Raw genomic sequence first — 16,617 nt, forward strand, 5'->3', positions numbered from 1 at the left:
CTAACCAGTGTGGTCCAATTGACAAGGAGGTGAATATCAATCCGTCTTACTGATGTTCTTTTATCAGAATATCATGTGCCAGTTTATCGGTACCATCAACCTTGCCGGTATATTTAAGCCCTAATATGCTTTTTACCAGGTTAAATACATTTACGTTCTCAAACGCTGGAATAAGCGTATGAGGTTTAAAAGCTGGCCCCCAGGCTAAAAAGGTGGCATGCATGTCTTTAACTAATGCCGGGTTATACCCATGCCATCCGGGGTGCGTTTTTTTGTTATACAGATTAAATACCCGGGGGTAATGTGGTATCAATAATATATCGCCAATGCGATTGTGCCAGTCGTCGGTTTGGGCATAGTGCAGGCTTGCCGGAACATTGGTTTTAAGGTAAACATCATAATCCTTGGCTTCTTGTTTTAAGCAATTATAAGTGGTTTTAACATCGGCCCGGTCTTTGGCATAAAGCTCAACCAATATTCCGTCGCCCGACACTATAAATTTTGAAGTATCAATAGCCGCGGGAATGCCTATTGGATGGTCCATGTCAACAGTGGTCATGCCGTGGTCAGACACAAAAACAAAATTCACATCAAGACCGATAACTTTCACGGCTTGGGTTAATTCATTTACGGCCGAGTCGACAAAATGTACCTCGCGGCCTGTTTCCGGCGCATCGGGTCCATACATATGGCCCGCATGATCAACCTGCGGAAAGTAAAAGGTAATAAAATGCGGCCGCTTTTCGGGCGGCAGGTTCAGCCAGTTCACTACTTCATTAATGCGGTTATGTATGGATATTTTTTCGTTATAAGTATAATAGTAGGTAGGGGTGATGTTTTGTATGGCAGCCTCGGATGCTACCCAATAAAAACTGGCCGAAAGTATATGCTGTTGCTCTGCAAGCACCCACAACGGCGAACCATAGTACCACGATCCATCGGCAACCTTTACTTTATCGCTCATAAAATACGAGTCGTGCCTGTTACGGTCATAAAAAGCATTGTTCACCAGGCCCGAATGGGAGGGATATAAACCACTTACCAGGGCGTAATGATTTGGAAAAGTAACCGAAGGATAAGACGGGATCATAGATGCCGCCCTTACCCCTTTATTGCTTAAAGCGAGGAGATGCGATGCCTGATATTTTTTAACATAATCATACCTGAAACCATCGGCCGATATGAGGATAACATAAGGTTTTTTCTGCTGGGCAAGGCTGTTTGTTCGGCCTGGTACAATTTTCTGAACGGTATCTGTTTGCCCAAAGGCAGCTACCGCCCATAAAAAGAAAAGTAAAAGCGTGGCGTGTTTTTTCATAAGTACGGTTGGGCAAATGTATGTAATTGTTGTTATGGGCATAATAACAACATATTAATACTGTTAAACTTCAACATTCTATAAATTGAAATTACTATGTAATAATCCGGATATAATTTGCTTTTGGCCTATCCTGGCAGGATGTTTTTTGTTATATTCAACATACCGAATTTTAAGCTATGGCGCCGGATAAAATAAATAGATTGTTGTTGGTTATTGTCCCGGTGCTGTTTTTGTCATGTGTTAAAAACAACAAAGTTTTTGAAAGCAGATGTAATGATGGTATCACATTTAAAAAGGTTGAGTTTACCGAGTTAGTGGATCATCTTGATCATTACGACAAGCAATATGTGGAGGTTAACGGAAAATATGTGGAAGGCTTTGAACAATCTGCCTTGTTTAACGACAGCTTATTTGCAGATCATTCATTAAAAAAGGCTTTGTGGATTGATTTTAGTCAGGAATGCCCCTTGTATTTAACCGGTACCCGAATTGGCTTATTTGAATACAATAATGGCACATTCACCCAGATCAATAAAAGATACATCACCATAAAAGGCCAGGTTAATATGCACAATACCGGGTATTTAAAAAAGTACAAAGGAGCGATAGACCGGGTGAGCTTTATTAAACTATAGTATATCAATTATTAAATCTCAAGCTTTAGGCCATCATAAGCAAGTGCGATATTTGAGGGCAGTTCTTTTGATATATCTTCGTGTTTGCCCAACCGGTGACTTATGTGTGTGAGGTAGGTTTTTTCCGCACCTATATCATTGGCAAATGCAATAGCTTCATCAAGCGTAAAGTGCGATATATGCGTTTGTTTCTGCAGGGCGTTGATCACCAGGATCTTTGTTCCCTTCAATTTTTGTTTTTCTGCCTCAGATACCGTTTTGGCATCAGTAATGTAGGTGAAATCGTTAATGCGAAATCCTAATACCGGCAATTTATAATGTAAAACCTCTATCGGCGTAAATTTTACACTTCCTATACTAAAAGGTTCAAGGTCAATAGGGTGCATCACAATCTGTGGTATACCCGGATACCCGGTGCCATCAAAAATATACGGAAACTCGCGCACCAGCGCTCTTTGCACGCGGGCATCTGCATACACATCAACAGGGCCCCGCTGCCAGTAATTAAAAGCTCTGATATCGTCCATTCCTGCAATATGATCTTTATGCTCATGGGTAAACACAATAGCATCAAGGTGCTTTACCCGGGCACGCAACATCTGATACCTGAAATCGGGTCCCGAATCAATAACGATGGTTTTGTCCGGAGCTTCAATTAAAATGGAGGTACGGAGCCGGTTATCATTGGCATTTGTTGAAGTACATACCTCGCAGCCGCAGGCAATAACAGGCACGCCCTGTGAGGTTCCGGTTCCTAAAAATGTTATGGTCACAGTTGCAGTTTAGTTTGTTTAATTTCCTGCAAAAACGCGACCTGTTTTTCATCGAGCAGTTTATAATCCACCTCAAGTTCGCGTAATAGTTCAACTATAGCCAGTATTTTGCTTTCCAGGTTTGAGAAACGGTTAACAATTACCAGGCGGCTGTTGAGTAACAGACAGGAGCCCGTTTTAAAATTACCTTTTTCATATCGTACCCTATACCCGGCTGATTTGAGCAGCAATTCGAGTTTTTCGAGCGTATGGTTGGTAGCGGGCAGCATTATTTCAAAATTAATAAAAGTAAGCGTAATTGCACTTTGAATTCCGTGAAATTTAAAAAGCTGACGTTAGTATTGCTTGAATTTACCACTATCATGCACTATATTTAATTAACCTTTAACTCCTTAACATCCCCAAATGAGAAAGCTTTTATTATTAACAGCTGCCATAAGCCTGGGCTTATCTGTTGCGGCACAGCAAACCAAAACCTATGCCGAGCGGCTTGGCTGGCCCAAAGGCGCCCGTGTAATTATTTTGCATGTTGATGATGCGGGGATGTCGCATGATTCAAATGAAGGAGCTGAGAAGGCCATGAGCGAGGGCGTAGCCACATCAACCAGCGTAATGATGCCTTGCGCATGGGTGCCTGAATTTAAACAGTTTTTGGATAAGCACCCTGATATTGACGCGGGGCTGCATTTAACCCTTACCTCAGAGTGGGATAATTACCGGTGGGGGCCACTGGCCGGTAAAGCGGCAGTACCCGGGCTGGTTGATAAACAGGGCTGTATGTGGCCTTCAGTAGGCGCTGTTTATTTCAAGGCAACCGGTGATGAAGTTGAAAAAGAGATAAGAGCGCAGCTTGACCGCGCGCTTAGCATGGGTTTTACCCCAACGCACATGGACTCGCACATGGGAACATTGTTTGCCAAAGACGCTTTCATGGAGCGCTATATTAAAGTGGGTATTGAAAAGCAGATCCCCGTTATGTTTCCTGGCGGGGATGATCTTTTTTTCCGCGCCGAAGCCAAAACGGCTGCCATTAACGAGTTAAAAAAGCAGGGTAAATACACCGATGGCATGGAAATACCTGAACCGGCTGTATTAAGCAAGGTAAAGGAGATAGGGGCCATGATATGGAAGAACGGCCTGCCGGTGCTTGATGACCTGCATAACTCCAGCTATGACTGGCAAATGCCGGATATTGATAAGAAGACCGATGCTGAAATACAAAAATGGTATACCGATCATTACATAGAAAGTATTGGCCGCCTGTCGCCGGGTTTAACTATGGTAATTATGCATTGCACCGTGCCATCGGCCGCATTTAAATATATTTCTGATACGGGTCAAAAACGCAAGGGCGACCTGCTGGCCATGACCGATCCCCGCCTGAAGGCTTTTTTAAAGCAAAAGGGCTTTATTTTAACTACCTGGCGCGAAGTTATGCAGCGAAGAGTTAAGGCCGGCAATGTGGAATAGCAATGGATCACACAACCGCGTTAGTCGTGCCCGGATGACTTTTGCTGAACCATACGGTACCTGCCCGATTTGATCAGCTTTTGCTGCTGGGGCGAAAATGATTCGCGCCCGCCGAAATCCTGCACCCAGTAGGTTTTATACATAGCTACGCCAACTTCTTTAAACGAGGGGTTCATGAGGTTTTTACAGTGGCCCTCGCTTTTAAACCATCCATCCATTACCTCGGCTATGCTTTGCTGGCCGGCCGCAATGTTTTCGCCAATGGCGAAGCTTTTAAAGCCCTTGTACGTGTAACCGGCAGATAAAATGCGGTCTTCCATACTGCGGCCATCTTTACTGGTGTGGCTAAAATAATCTTTGCGGGCCATATCTTTGGCATGGCCTTCGGCGGCATCCTCCAGCTTGTCATTCCAGGTTAAAGGCGGTGCGGGCGGGTAGTATTTAACTCCGCAATTACAACCACTTTGCCGGGTTAAGTTTATCCTATATAAAAACTCTTTTTTAAACTGACGACCGCCCTGGCCATAAGCGGTGTTGAATATTATTAGAACAATAAATGTAAATGCAATTTTCGCGATCAACTTCCTCATATCAATCTTTTAGACGACTTTGCCAGCAATTGGTTTAGTTCAATTTACCGGCGATATAAGAAACGTTATGAACGGGGTTTTCTTATCCTCAGCCGCCATTTACGCTGTTTGCGGCGCATGTAGTAAACTATTACCGCAACCGAAATTAAAGCAAGGGCAATAATAAGCGCTATAGTGACACTATACGTTTTGCTGAGCCTTGCTTGTAAGGCTTTTTGCTTTTGGAGATATAAACTTTTTTTTTGACGATCACTGAGTCGCGCTTTTTAATCTGCAATGAATCCTGCGCAGTGATGCGTGCCAAGCTATCTACCTGGGCTTTATGTATGCTGTCGTCAATTTCTTCATGCCGCTTTATGGCAAGCGAGGCTTTGGTAAACTCTTTCATTTGCCGGTATAAGCCCGCATAGCCTACCTGTACTGCCGATTCACTTTTAGGGTCTTTGCGTTTAACCGAAAGGGTTAAGGCTTCGTTTAAATCACGCATGGCAAGTTTATAATCCTCCATGTCGCCTTTTATAGCCGAAAGTTCAATTAACGAAGTTATAACATTGGGTGTATCCTTCTTGTGGCGCGATATGGAGTTTGATTGCAGTATGAACCATTTGGCCTGGATATATTTGCGCTGCAAACGATAAATTTTTGATAAGCTATTATAACAGGTGCGTAAGCCCAGGGTATCCTCGTAATTGGAATAGATGTGCAGGGCCAGCATAGTATAGTTCAACGCCTCCAGCTGGTTAAGAAATTTCCAGCGCCTGCTGGTTATAGTATCGTTCTTTAGTAAGTACTGGTCGGCAATTGCTATATAGATAGGGCCCTTTAATGAATCTTTAGTAACCTGTAATTTTTGTTTCAGGCTGTCAAGGTCACCCGCATGTGCTGATAATTGCAACCCTGTTAAAAGAATGAAAAGGCATGTAATGAGTTTCTTCATGTATGGATTATCGAACGTCGGCTAATTCGTTATCCCTTGTCAAATAGTGTGCCTGTTTATTGGTTAACCGCCGCGTTTATGGTTAATAATAACCTGTTTAGCTGGTTTTTAAGCATTAACGTTATTTTATAGGTAAAATTATAAGGCCAAATAGTATTCCATATTTGGTTATGACCAGTCGGCATGGTTTATTGGTATAGTAAATAGTACAATGTTAGGCTATAACCTTTTCGTATCTGTTAATAAACGCCTGCAGCCATTTTACCCGGCTTATTAAAAGATTAAACAACGCGATACCAATGATTGCGGTAGTGATGCCTGCTAAAACATCAAGCACATAATGATGACTGGCATAAACGGCAGTGAACCAGATACCCAGCATTACGATTGCAAAAAAGATACTGCCGATTTTAAACCGGTTTTTTATGCCATAATACAATACAATAACCGGGTAGGAGGAGTGCAACGACGGCATAGCCGCGAATACGTTAGAGCCTTTAGTATATATGGATTTGAAAATGCCGGCATGAAAATAGGCGTCGAACCGGGCAAGGCCGGCAGTATTACCCATTGTTAGGGGGGTAAAATGAAGGCCATAATACTGAACATACCACGGCGGTGCTGCAGGATAGGTATAATATACTACAAACCCCAGTAAGTTTACCAATACGAAAGTGAGTGAAAAATACAGGAACTGCCGTTTGTTTTTGAAAAACAAAAAAGCGGCAAATCCTAATGGTACAGGTATCCAGCACAAATAAAACAAACCCGATACCACATCAATAAATGTATTGCCGTGAACAAGCCAGTACTCATTTGGCGTTAATAATTTGCCATGGTCATGAATGCCAAAAAGGTGCTTTTCAAAATTGTACAGGTCGCCAATATGAACGGGTGTATAATGATAATTAGGAAAAGCCTTCATGTAATCAAATATGATCCAATACACAATGAATATGGAAAAGCCTAAGATGAACTTGCGTGTAGTTGCCGAAAGGTAAAACAGCGAGTTGAACAGTAACACCAGTACCAGTTCAGATGAATTATAGCCGATCAGGAAATAAGAAAGCCCGAGATATGCTAATGAAAGGAGGAAAACAACCAGTGCCGTTTTAATATTAATTGTAACACTGTTATTGGCAGTACTATCCACTCTTATTTTTTTATGAAACCTGAACGGAATATTTTGTCCCAAAACGGAGAGCTTACCCCATAACCTTTTTCAGGATCCTGGTAATGATGCAGCATGTGGTGCTGTTTTATTTTTTTAAATAAGCCGCTTTTAAAGTTAAAATGATGCATGGCATAGTGCGATATATCATAAAATAAGTAGCCTAATATAAAACCGGGAAAAAAACCGAATATGTAATTGACCGGTAACAGGGCATTAAATAAAAAATAAAAGCCGGTTGCTAAAGGAATACTTAAAGACGGGGGCAACACCAGGCGTTTGGCATCACTTGGATAATCGTGGTGAACACCGTGCATAATAAAATGCAGTCTTTGAGCCCATTTCCAGTTTTCATTTGGCTTGTAATGAAAAACAAAGCGGTGCATTATGTATTCAACAATTGTCCAGATGAAAAGGCCAGCTATAAATAATCCGCAGTATAAAAGAAAGCCAAGGCCAGCCTCAAAGAATGCCTTGTAGGTGCAGAATAAAATTACCGGTACAAAAATATACAATGGTACGGTGTAGTGTACCTTTGATAAGCCTTCTAAAAAGTCACTTTTAAACATCCTCACAGACTCCTGTGAATTGGAGACATAATTCTTTTTCATAGCATATCAGGTTTTAAAATGTTTAACGATCTCTCCGCCTGTTATTTGGAATTTTTAATATTTGAATAAGTAATATCCAGTGCTTAAAACCTAAGCGCCTTCAATTTTAATAAAGATTTATCTACTTGTATATACCTTTATTTAATTGTTACGAAGATATGATATTTTTTAGTTTTGAGTGCCGAAGGAGAGGTAATTAAAAACTCAGGGCCCACCGTTATCACTTAAAAAAAATTATCTTTTCTCTGCTTCAATAAGGGCTTTTTTAGCCTCCCTTAACCTGTTAAACGCGGTAATATTGGTAAGTACAGCAAGTATTACAAGTGGTATGGTAAATATTGATATGGTTTCAAACACGTGAAACTTAATACCTGGGATAAACAGCTTATAATTACCACCAATATATTGTGCCACTATACCGCTTAAGGCAGCGCATAAGCCAATGGTTACCACACGCTCTGGTCTTTGCATTAAACCGCCCTTAATTTCAACACCCAAACCTTCGGCACGGGCCCTTACATAACTAACCATCATTGAGCCTATCAACGCAATAAAGGCTGCAATAGAGCTTAAAAAATAATGATGGGCAACCAGGTAATAACAAATGCCCAAAAACATAATGAGCTCACTATAACGGTCAAGAACAGAGTCATACAGCGCGCCAAAAGTTGATTTCATATTGCCCAGGCGGGCTACTTGCCCGTCAAGCATATCAAACAGGCCGGCAAATAAAATTAAACCGCCTGCCCAGCCCACGTAGCTCAAATCGCCGCGGTTGCCTTCTTCGGCACCTAAAATAAATATGGCGGCTACCCCTACATTTAATACAAAACCAATTGATGTAACCGCGTTTGGAGTTAAACCAATTTTAATAAGAATTTTTACAACCGGATCAATAACCTTATAGATGCCTAATTGCAGGTTTGTTCTTATTGATGTTTGCTGTTCCATTTTCTTGTAGTTAATGTTTTGTACAAAGTTAAAAATCAAATTTGACCCTGGTACGGAAGCCCCAACTTGGCACATTGGGATGGTCTAAATAATTAAATCTCTTCACAAAATCAATGCGTATAAATTTAAATATATTTTCGATACCAACACTACCTTCTACATAAGGTGTTTTTCCAAGCACGTAAGTGATTGGCAGACCATTGGCATCAACTGGCAACTGGTATAATGACGGGTGAAGCGTTGGGTTATTATTATCGCTTAAACCACCATAAAGCACCTTAGCCGAAGCTACCTCGCGCCATTTTAACTTTTTAAGCAAAGGTATTTTGTTGAAGAAAAACCCACTGAAATGATGGTCGATCCTGAAGCTTGCATACTTGTCACTTGCAAATTCCAAAAAGTTCATCAGGTTATAGGAGTTAAGATCATAGGCGTAAGTTTGGTTGGCCTGATGAATAGTTAACAAAGGGAACGGTACTTGCCCAAATATGCGCCCTGCCGATATGTTAAGGTCAGAATAGCCCAGTTGCGACAGGTACAAACGCTTATCGATCCTAAAATCGAGCCTGCGGTAATTGTATTCGCCTCCAAAAAAGTTTTTAATACCCGCCGCGAAATCAAGCTCAAGGGTTGGATATTTATTAGGAATAGGAATACGGTAAATTTTACCCTGGTAAAACTCTTCATGAGGCGACCAGCGTACGCTGGCTGTAAGCTCAGTTGTGGTTAAATCATGTATAGAGTTTGGCTGGCCATTTACAATATTATTGAAGTATAATGATCCGGCAGGTTCCTGTTTCCAGTTTTTAAAGCCTGCGCCAAATGATAAATGGCTTTCCAGTTCATGCACATAATCTAAACGGTAAAAATCATTGTACAGATACTTATCATTTACACCGCGTTTAAATGATAATAAAAAGTTGTCTTCCTGAACAAATTGCAGGTTGGCGCCCGGGATTTTAGTATCCCTTTGGTAGCTGGCTCTGATATAGTTTTGCGGGAATTTATATATGGATTTTTTGTTAAGCGAGTAGGTGGCGCTTAAAAAGTACTTCCACCGCTTGTCTTTAAAACCGTAGGCAGCATAGGTTTCAAAATAATAACGTTTGCTTAGCTCAGGCGTGGTCCGGCCGCCAAGTCTTAATCTAAAACCTTCAACCGGGTTAAAGCTGTAAAATGTATTTGCCGGGCCAATTTCAAATTTCCCAAAACCTTTATAACCGGCAAGCAGTAAAGTCGCGATATCAACCGTACGCTTGTATGACGGCATGTTCCTCAGGCTGTCAACGTTTTTATATACTTTGGCTTCGGCAGTTGATAGGGTATCCAGGCGGTTACGCTCCCAAAATTCGGCACTCTTATTCTTGGACTCATCCGTTGATTCTTCAGATTGTTTCACGTAAGCCGTATCCCCGAGCGGATGGTTTACAAGGTAATCTTTATACGTTATGGTACGCATGCCCAGCAAACCGCTTTTGCCCTCCTTTTTGGTGGCCCCAAACTCGGCAATAGTATTGCTCCGGCTCAGGTGGTAACGGTTGTCGGGATTTTGTTCAAAATCAAGATCAACTTCCATTGAACGTATGAAGTTAATATTGATGTGTTTGTTGATCTTTAAAACCGCTTTCTGAACAGCATAATTACCATCGAGGGTAATATATATCATACCTTCAAAAAGCACATCGTTACTATTACGGGGGGTAAAGCTCAGCTCAACCAGTTTTTGGTTTTTGGCATCGGTAATGGTATCGGTTATAAAAAATTTATAATAGTTGGGAGAATTATTTGATATAGGGCTTAAGAACTGACTGGTGATCAAAAATATATCGTTATCATATATATCAACCTTATTGTACAAGTGTTTAAAGTATTGCTTAACACCTTCATTATCAACCGCCGGGCCAAAGTTTACACCACGCTGGCCTATTACAACTTCGCGTGTTTTTTCGGGGTTCTTGCGGTAATAATTTTGTGATAGTTTTTCGTCAAGATAAACAGGCAATATTGATTTTCCGGGTAAAATGGTACTGTCGCGGTTATCAATAATGAACTTGTATTTTCTGAAAAATTTCCTGTCCGAAAACTGGGCCGATACGTTAATGAAACCGAACATCATTTTGTCATACTCACGGTATTGTACATAGTCGTAAGCTTCGGGGCGGTTCTTTTCTTTATTCTCTATTACTTTACGGATCAGTTCAACAGCAGGATTGTCCTTATTACGATACTTAGGCTTTTTGCCCGACTTGATCACAACCTCGTTCAGTTGTTTTGATGCCGGAAAAAGTTTTACATTAATTACTTGCTCTTTACCGGGTTCAACTGCTAAAAAAGCATCTTTATATCCTAAAAATGATATTTTTATTTGTTTGTATGGTTGGCTGGTTGCCAGGCGGTATTTTCCGTTATTGTCTGTAGCTACTCCGGTGGTGGTACCTGTAAAGGAAACTACAACATAAGGAAGGGGCTGTTTGTTACCGGCATCAGTAACGGTGCCTGTAACCACAGTGGTTTGTGCAAATACTGATGGGGCAGAAAAAAAGAGTATTAAAAAAAATAAACTTTTATAAAAATTTTTAAAATTCATGTACTTTATGCAATTATGCAAATACAAACACTTTGTTTGACTTAAACCCTGATTTACCGGTGGCAAATTATCTAATCAAATTTGAGGGATATAGATAATTAATTATTCATTCAAAACACCGGTCATATCAACGTCAATCCGCCTGATATTTCTTTTATCCATCTGCACCAAACAAAATAACCTGCTTACGCTTATTTGCGTGGCGTAGCTATTCCATCAGCTTGTAACTGCGGCTCAAAGGTAGAAAAATTTATTACAGACTAATGTGGTCAAAAAGTCAAATATTCCCTATTTCAAGCATGAAAACCATGCTCCCCTGTCAAATATTACCGTTAAATTATATTACACTGCAAACGATAGTATCTGATAGATATTATAGGATTTTTGTTACAAGCTTGTTGCAATAATGTTATAAGATATTGATTTTTAGGAAGGTTAAAAAAAAGCATAAAGCTCACAATTGCCCGCAAAGGTGTTTAAACACATAATAGTGCCTGTTAAGGATAGGAATAAACACAACAACCAGCTGCAGAAGGATGAACTTTGCAGGCTGGTTGTTTTTAACTTATAATATAATAAACTATGCCTTTAAACTATGCCTCGGCAAAAGCTTCTTCATAGTAATCAAGGCCCAGGTGAGTTATCAGGTCTTCGCCCATTAAATAACGTAAGGTATTCTCCAGTTTAATGAGTTGTTTAAATATATCATTCTCTGGATGCAGACCTTCTGCGGTTTGCGGCGATTTTAGATAGAATGACAACCATTCCTGTATTCCGCTCATGCCCGCTCTTTTTGCCAGATCGCTAAATAAGGCCAGGTCAAGGGCAATAGGGGCAGCCAGGATTGAATCGCGACAAAGGAAGTTGATCTTGATCTGCATTTTATAGCCTAACCAGCCAAAAATATCAATGTTGTCCCAGCTTTCTTTATTATCGCCATGCGGAGGGTAATAATTGATGCGTATCTTGTGGTAAATGTTACCATAAAGTTCTTCGTTATCTTCTGGTTTAAAAATGTCTTCCAGTACGCCTAATTTGGAAACTTCCTTAGTTTTAAAATTATCCGGATCATCCAATACCAACCCATCCCTGTTACCCAGTATATTGGTTGAAAACCATCCATGTACACCTAATGAACGCGCGGCCAGGCCCGGAGCCAGGATAGTTTTCATCAAAGTTTGCCCGGTTTTAAAATCTTTACCGGCAATAGGGGTTTTGTTTTCTTTGGCAAGTTCAATTAGCGCTGGAATATCAACTGTTAAATTAGGGGCGCCATTTGAGAACGGAACACCCAGTTTTAAAGCCGCGTAAGCGTAGATCATGCTTGGCGCTATCAGTTTGTCGTCGTCAATTAAAGCTTGTTCAAAAGCAGCCAGCGTTTGATGAATGGCCGATGCTTCATAATATATTTCGGTTGAGCCGCACCATACTAAAACAACCCTGTCTAACCCGTTTTTTTGTTTGAAGTTCTCAATATCTTCCATTACTTGCTGGGCAAGTTCGTACCGGGTGCCTTGTTTTATATGCGTACCATTAAGGTTTTTTGCATAGTTTTTATCAAAGGCGGCTTTCATTGGCTTAATTGCTTCTAACTCAGCCTTAACTGAGTTTAATAATGCCGGTTCAAGCACTTTGGCGTTTGATGCAGCCTCATAAACGTTATCCTCATAAACATCCCATCCACCAAAAACTATATCATTCAGGTTAGCAAGCGGAACAAAATCTTTTATTTTAGGATTCCGGTTTTCTGTTCTTTTACCTAAACGGATATGGCCCATTTGCGTAAGAGAACCTATTGGTTGTGAAATCCCTTTTTTTACAGCTTCAACGCCTGCTATCAGGGTAGTTGCAACTGCTCCCAAACCAGGTATAAGGATACCCAGTTTTCCTTCGGCAGGTGAAATTTTACTTTTCATTGTATTTACTTATTGTTTTAAATTTATTAAGATTAAAATGTTGTCTTTGGTTATGGTTAGCTTACTTAAACGTTTAAGTAGGCCAAAACAGTGTTAAATATTTAGAAATCTCGCTCTTTTTAGTATACTTAAACGTTTAAGTAACTAACTAAAGCGGGCAAAATCATACTTTTCATTACATTAATTTTTTTGTGTTACAGTTTTGGACGTTAAAGCCATTTATTGGCTTTATACCAGGTTAGTGTTTCGGCTAATCCCGACTGCAGATTGTATTTAGGATAAAACCCCAGTTGCAATTTTGCCTTTTCATTATCACATGACCAGTTTACGGCCATCAGTTCATCTATCTTTTCAATATTTACTACAGCCGCTTTATTTCTCAAATAACTCACTTTTTCTGATACGACCGCAATTATTTTTACAAAATTTACAGGCAAATGAAACTTTAAGGTTTTTAAATTCAACACTTCCTTAGCTATATCACCTAATTCGTACTTGCCGTAAAAGTTTCCATCGCTCAAATTAAAAGTTTCATAGTCACCACCATACAACGCTTTAATTGCGGCTTTGGCTACGTCTTCAACATATATAAAGCTTAGCTTTTGCGGGGCTTTGCCTATGTAAGGTTCAATGCCTTTTACAATTTGCTTAAAAAAAATGAATATACCTGTATCCCTTGGTCCGTAAACGGCTGTTGGGCGCAATATAGTATAGTTTAAATTTTTAACCGTCCTTAACTGTTCTTCGGCAAGTAATTTACTACGGCCATAGGCGGTAACAGGTTGGGGGGGGGTAGCTTCGGTAATGATACCGGTTAGTGTTTTAAGCGGACCTACGGCGGCAAGGCTTCCTATAAGCACAAACTTTTTTAAATTACCGCCAATTTTTGCGGCTATTGATGCCAGGTTATAGGTATGGGTTGCGTTGATATAATTATATTCTGCCTGTGAGCGGGCCGATGTAACCCCTGCCGCATGAATGATATAATCAGCGTTAATATCAGTGAGCTGCTGTTTTAAAACCACCGGATTTTTATAATCAAGGTAGACGTAATTTATATCCAGGTGCTTTAAATGATCGGTTTGGCTGCTTTTGCGTATGGCGGCATAAACTTCAAGATCATGATGCAGCGCCTCTTCAATTAAATGGTAACCCACAAACCCGCTTGCACCGGTTATTAAAACCCGTTGTTTCATATGGCCTTTTCGTATATCCTGTATTTTTTATACGGATCGCCGTTAATGGCCTCTATGGCGCGGTTCATCAGTTCATTGTGTTCTAAGGTCCAGCCAGCCTCAGCATGTTTAAAGCCTTTTCTTTTATATTCCTTTATTATTGTGCCGTATAAACAAGCTTCAATGCCCATTTTACGGTAACCGTCAATAACACCAAGCGCGTAAATTCGCAGGCTTTGTATTTTGCTTTTGCCAAATAATAATTTAAAAATACCGGTAGGGAACAGTCGTCCTCTTTTTATTTTTTGGAAGATCTCGTTGTAGTTGGGCAAGGCAAGTCCAAAGGCTACAATTTTTCCCTCCTGTTCTGCAACTATCGCAAAATCCGGGTCAAGTATTAACTTAAGGTCTTTGGCGAGGTAATCGTATTCATCATTACTGAGGGGCACAAAACCACTGTTTTGATCCCATGCAGAGTTATAAACCTCGCGCAGTTTAACTGCCTCCTCTTTAAAATTCTTTAAGTTGATTTTACGAATGACGATGTTGTTGCGTTTTAACCGCTCCTCCAACGCGTTTAACAACCGTACGGATTTATCGTCATAAGCATCACCTTCCCAGTGCCAGGCAATAAGGTCCATGCTTTTCACAAAGCCGGTATGTGCAATTAAATCAGCGTAATAAGGCGCATTATAGGTTTGCATCAAAAAAGGCGGGCTATCAAATCCCTCAATCAGCAAACCACAGGGTTCATTGGTCGAAAAATTAACCGGGCCTATAAATTTATCAGTTACTCCCTTTTCCCTAAGCCAGGTGTTGGCGGCATTAAAAAGCGCTGTAGACACCTCTGTATCATTAATACAGTCAAAAAAGCCAAAAAAGCCATCATTAACCTTGTTGTATTTATTATGCGCATTATTAAGTATAGCCGCTATGCGCCCAACAATTTTGTCGCCGTTATAAGCCAAAAAGGTTTGTAGGGAGTTATGCTTATGAAAAGGGTGTTTAGTTAAAAGATCTCTTTGGGCAATAAATAATTCCGGAACGTAGTTAGGATCGTCCTGATACAAATCATGCGGAAAATCAATAAATGAGGCTAATTCTTTTTTAGAATTAACAGTTACAATTTTTATCATGAGCGTATTATAAATCAGGTTGCCACAAGGCAGTAAATATTAAACGTCCGTGTACAAAGGCTTGTTTATTAACAGCTGCATGTACACGGACGTTTTATTTATTATTAGATATTTTCTTTAACAGAAGTTACACCAACCTCTTTAAATACTTTAGCAAGTTTTTCAACTGCTTCGTCAATTTGGTCAAAGGTGTGGGTAGCCATTAATGAAAAACGGAGCAATGACGAATCAGAAGGTACGGCCGGCGAAACTACCGGGTTAACAAATACGCCTGCTGCTTGCAGATGTTTGGTAACCAGAAACGTTTTTTCATTGTCACGTACATAAATTGGTAATATCGGGCTTTCAGTAGGGCCAAGGTCAAAACCTTCCTCTAAAAGAAGCTTTGAAGCGTAATTGGTATTATCCCAAAGCTTTTGGATCCTTTCTGGTTCCGATTCAATGATATCCAAGGCGGCGATCACACTGGCAACAGAACCCGGAGGCATACTTGCGCTGAACATTAATGAACGGGCGCGGTGCTTGATATAATCAATGGTATCCCTGTCGCTGGCTATAAAACCACCCAATGAAGCCAATGACTTGCTGAATGTACCCATTATAAGGTCAACATCACTGGTTAGGTTGAAGTGCGACGCAGTACCGGCACCATTATGGCCAATAACGCCAAGGCTGTGTGCGTCATCAATCATGATGTTGGCACCAAACTGGTCGGCAAGTTTAACTATCTGAGGTAGTTTAACAATATCGCCTTCCATGCTGAATATACCGTCAACAGCAATGATCTTTACCGCTTCTTCTGGCAATATGCTCAGTTTACGCTGCAGATCGTCCATGTCATTGTGGGCATATTTAATAACTTTCGAAAACGAAAGCCTGCTGCCATCAATGATACACGCATGATCATATTCATCTAATATAATATAATCATTACGACCGGTGATGCATGAAAGCACGCCCAGATTAACCTGGTATCCGGTGCTGAACAGAACGGTAGCTTCTTTGCCAACATAGCTGGCCAACCGGTTCTCTAACTCGATATGAATATCAAGCGTACCATTTAAAAAGCGTGAGCCGGCACAACCTGTGCCGTATTTGTCAATAGCTTTCTTCGAAGCTTCTTTAATTTTAGGATGATTTGTTAGTCCCAGATAAGAATTGGAACCAAACATCAAAACCCTTTTGTTATCAATTAGTACTTCAGTGTCCTGAGCAGACTCAATAGGCCTGAAATAAGGATACAATCCTCGGTCCCTAAGCGTATTTGCGACTTGGAATTGAGCGATCTTCCCATGTAGTTTTTTAACCATGTATTAACCCTGCTTAAATTTTGTGTAAAAATAC

At 40.5% G+C, this 16,617-nt stretch carries 15 protein-coding genes; 2 read left to right on the forward strand and 13 right to left on the reverse strand.

The genetic code is table 11. The annotated features are described in order from the left end of the window. Window positions 1-46: 46 nt before the first annotated feature. Window positions 47-1,318, reverse strand: coding sequence for an alkaline phosphatase family protein (locus J2W55_RS05155; protein ID WP_310092723.1), 1,272 nt, complete (start codon window positions 1,316-1,318; stop codon window positions 47-49). Between the two features lie 179 nt (window positions 1,319-1,497). Here J2W55_RS05155 and J2W55_RS05160 point away from each other — a divergent pair, with 179 nt between their 5' ends. After that, window positions 1,498-1,956 (forward strand): hypothetical protein, encoded by a 459-nt coding sequence (locus J2W55_RS05160; protein WP_310092726.1) that lies wholly within the window; start codon window positions 1,498-1,500, stop codon window positions 1,954-1,956. A gap of 11 nt (window positions 1,957-1,967) precedes the next feature. On the opposite strand, the gene J2W55_RS05165 is transcribed toward J2W55_RS05160, so the two are convergent. Together J2W55_RS05165 and J2W55_RS05170 are read right to left on the reverse strand one after the other, a co-directional pair. Next, complete coding sequence (locus J2W55_RS05165; RefSeq protein ID WP_310092728.1) at window positions 1,968-2,729, reverse strand: MBL fold metallo-hydrolase; 762 nt, start codon at window positions 2,727-2,729, stop codon at window positions 1,968-1,970. Beyond that, a complete protein-coding gene (locus J2W55_RS05170) occupies window positions 2,726-2,998 on the reverse strand; it encodes a hypothetical protein (RefSeq protein ID WP_310092730.1) in 273 nt (90 codons plus the stop codon). The genes J2W55_RS05165 and J2W55_RS05170 overlap by 4 nt, the downstream gene beginning before the upstream one ends. Window positions 2,999-3,134: 136 nt before the next feature. Between J2W55_RS05170 and J2W55_RS05175 the strand changes: the two genes are divergently transcribed. Beyond that, complete coding sequence (locus J2W55_RS05175; protein WP_310092732.1) at window positions 3,135-4,199, forward strand: polysaccharide deacetylase family protein; 1,065 nt, start codon at window positions 3,135-3,137, stop codon at window positions 4,197-4,199. Between the two features lie 20 nt (window positions 4,200-4,219). On the opposite strand, the gene J2W55_RS05180 is transcribed toward J2W55_RS05175, so the two are convergent. The 10 genes from J2W55_RS05180 to spt all read right to left on the reverse strand — a co-directional run bounded on the left by J2W55_RS05180 (window position 4,220) and on the right by spt (window position 16,583). Beyond that, window positions 4,220-4,789: a CAP domain-containing protein gene (locus J2W55_RS05180; protein WP_310092735.1), complete on the reverse strand. Its 570-nt coding sequence runs from the start codon at window positions 4,787-4,789 to the stop codon at window positions 4,220-4,222. 169 nt (window positions 4,790-4,958) lie between these two features. Next, on the reverse strand, window positions 4,959-5,726 hold the full coding sequence (locus J2W55_RS05185; RefSeq protein ID WP_310092737.1) for a hypothetical protein: 768 nt from the start codon (window positions 5,724-5,726) through the stop codon (window positions 4,959-4,961). Window positions 5,727-5,940: 214 nt separating this feature from the next. After that, window positions 5,941-6,879 carry a phosphatase PAP2 family protein gene (locus tag J2W55_RS05190; protein WP_310092740.1) on the reverse strand — a complete coding sequence of 313 codons (939 nt, stop codon included), beginning with the start codon at window positions 6,877-6,879 and terminating at the stop codon, window positions 5,941-5,943. 2 nt (window positions 6,880-6,881) lie between these two features. Next, the gene (locus tag J2W55_RS05195; RefSeq protein WP_310092742.1) at window positions 6,882-7,508 is read right to left on the reverse strand and encodes a sterol desaturase family protein; all 627 of its coding nucleotides are present in this window, start codon (window positions 7,506-7,508) and stop codon (window positions 6,882-6,884) included. A gap of 234 nt (window positions 7,509-7,742) precedes the next feature. Further along, window positions 7,743-8,459, reverse strand: a complete 717-nt coding sequence (locus J2W55_RS05200) for a CDP-alcohol phosphatidyltransferase family protein (RefSeq protein WP_310092745.1) — start codon at window positions 8,457-8,459, stop codon at window positions 7,743-7,745. A gap of 28 nt (window positions 8,460-8,487) precedes the next feature. Then, on the reverse strand, window positions 8,488-11,046 hold the full coding sequence (locus J2W55_RS05205) for a DUF5686 and carboxypeptidase-like regulatory domain-containing protein (RefSeq protein ID WP_310092747.1): 2,559 nt from the start codon (window positions 11,044-11,046) through the stop codon (window positions 8,488-8,490). A gap of 593 nt (window positions 11,047-11,639) precedes the next feature. Further along, window positions 11,640-12,962: an inositol-3-phosphate synthase gene (locus J2W55_RS05210; protein ID WP_310092749.1), complete on the reverse strand. Its 1,323-nt coding sequence runs from the start codon at window positions 12,960-12,962 to the stop codon at window positions 11,640-11,642. A gap of 209 nt (window positions 12,963-13,171) precedes the next feature. After that, window positions 13,172-14,158: an NAD-dependent epimerase/dehydratase family protein gene (locus J2W55_RS05215; RefSeq protein WP_310092752.1), complete on the reverse strand. Its 987-nt coding sequence runs from the start codon at window positions 14,156-14,158 to the stop codon at window positions 13,172-13,174. After that, the gene (locus tag J2W55_RS05220) at window positions 14,155-15,273 is read right to left on the reverse strand and encodes a hypothetical protein (protein ID WP_310092754.1); all 1,119 of its coding nucleotides are present in this window, start codon (window positions 15,271-15,273) and stop codon (window positions 14,155-14,157) included. The genes J2W55_RS05215 and J2W55_RS05220 overlap by 4 nt, the downstream gene beginning before the upstream one ends. Before the next feature lie 104 nt (window positions 15,274-15,377). Beyond that, window positions 15,378-16,583, reverse strand: coding sequence for a serine palmitoyltransferase (spt, locus tag J2W55_RS05225; RefSeq protein ID WP_310092756.1), 1,206 nt, complete (start codon window positions 16,581-16,583; stop codon window positions 15,378-15,380). Between the last annotated feature and the right edge of the window lie 34 nt (window positions 16,584-16,617).

This window comes from Mucilaginibacter pocheonensis, assembly GCF_031456535.1.
Taxonomy (GTDB): domain Bacteria; phylum Bacteroidota; class Bacteroidia; order Sphingobacteriales; family Sphingobacteriaceae; genus Mucilaginibacter; species Mucilaginibacter pocheonensis.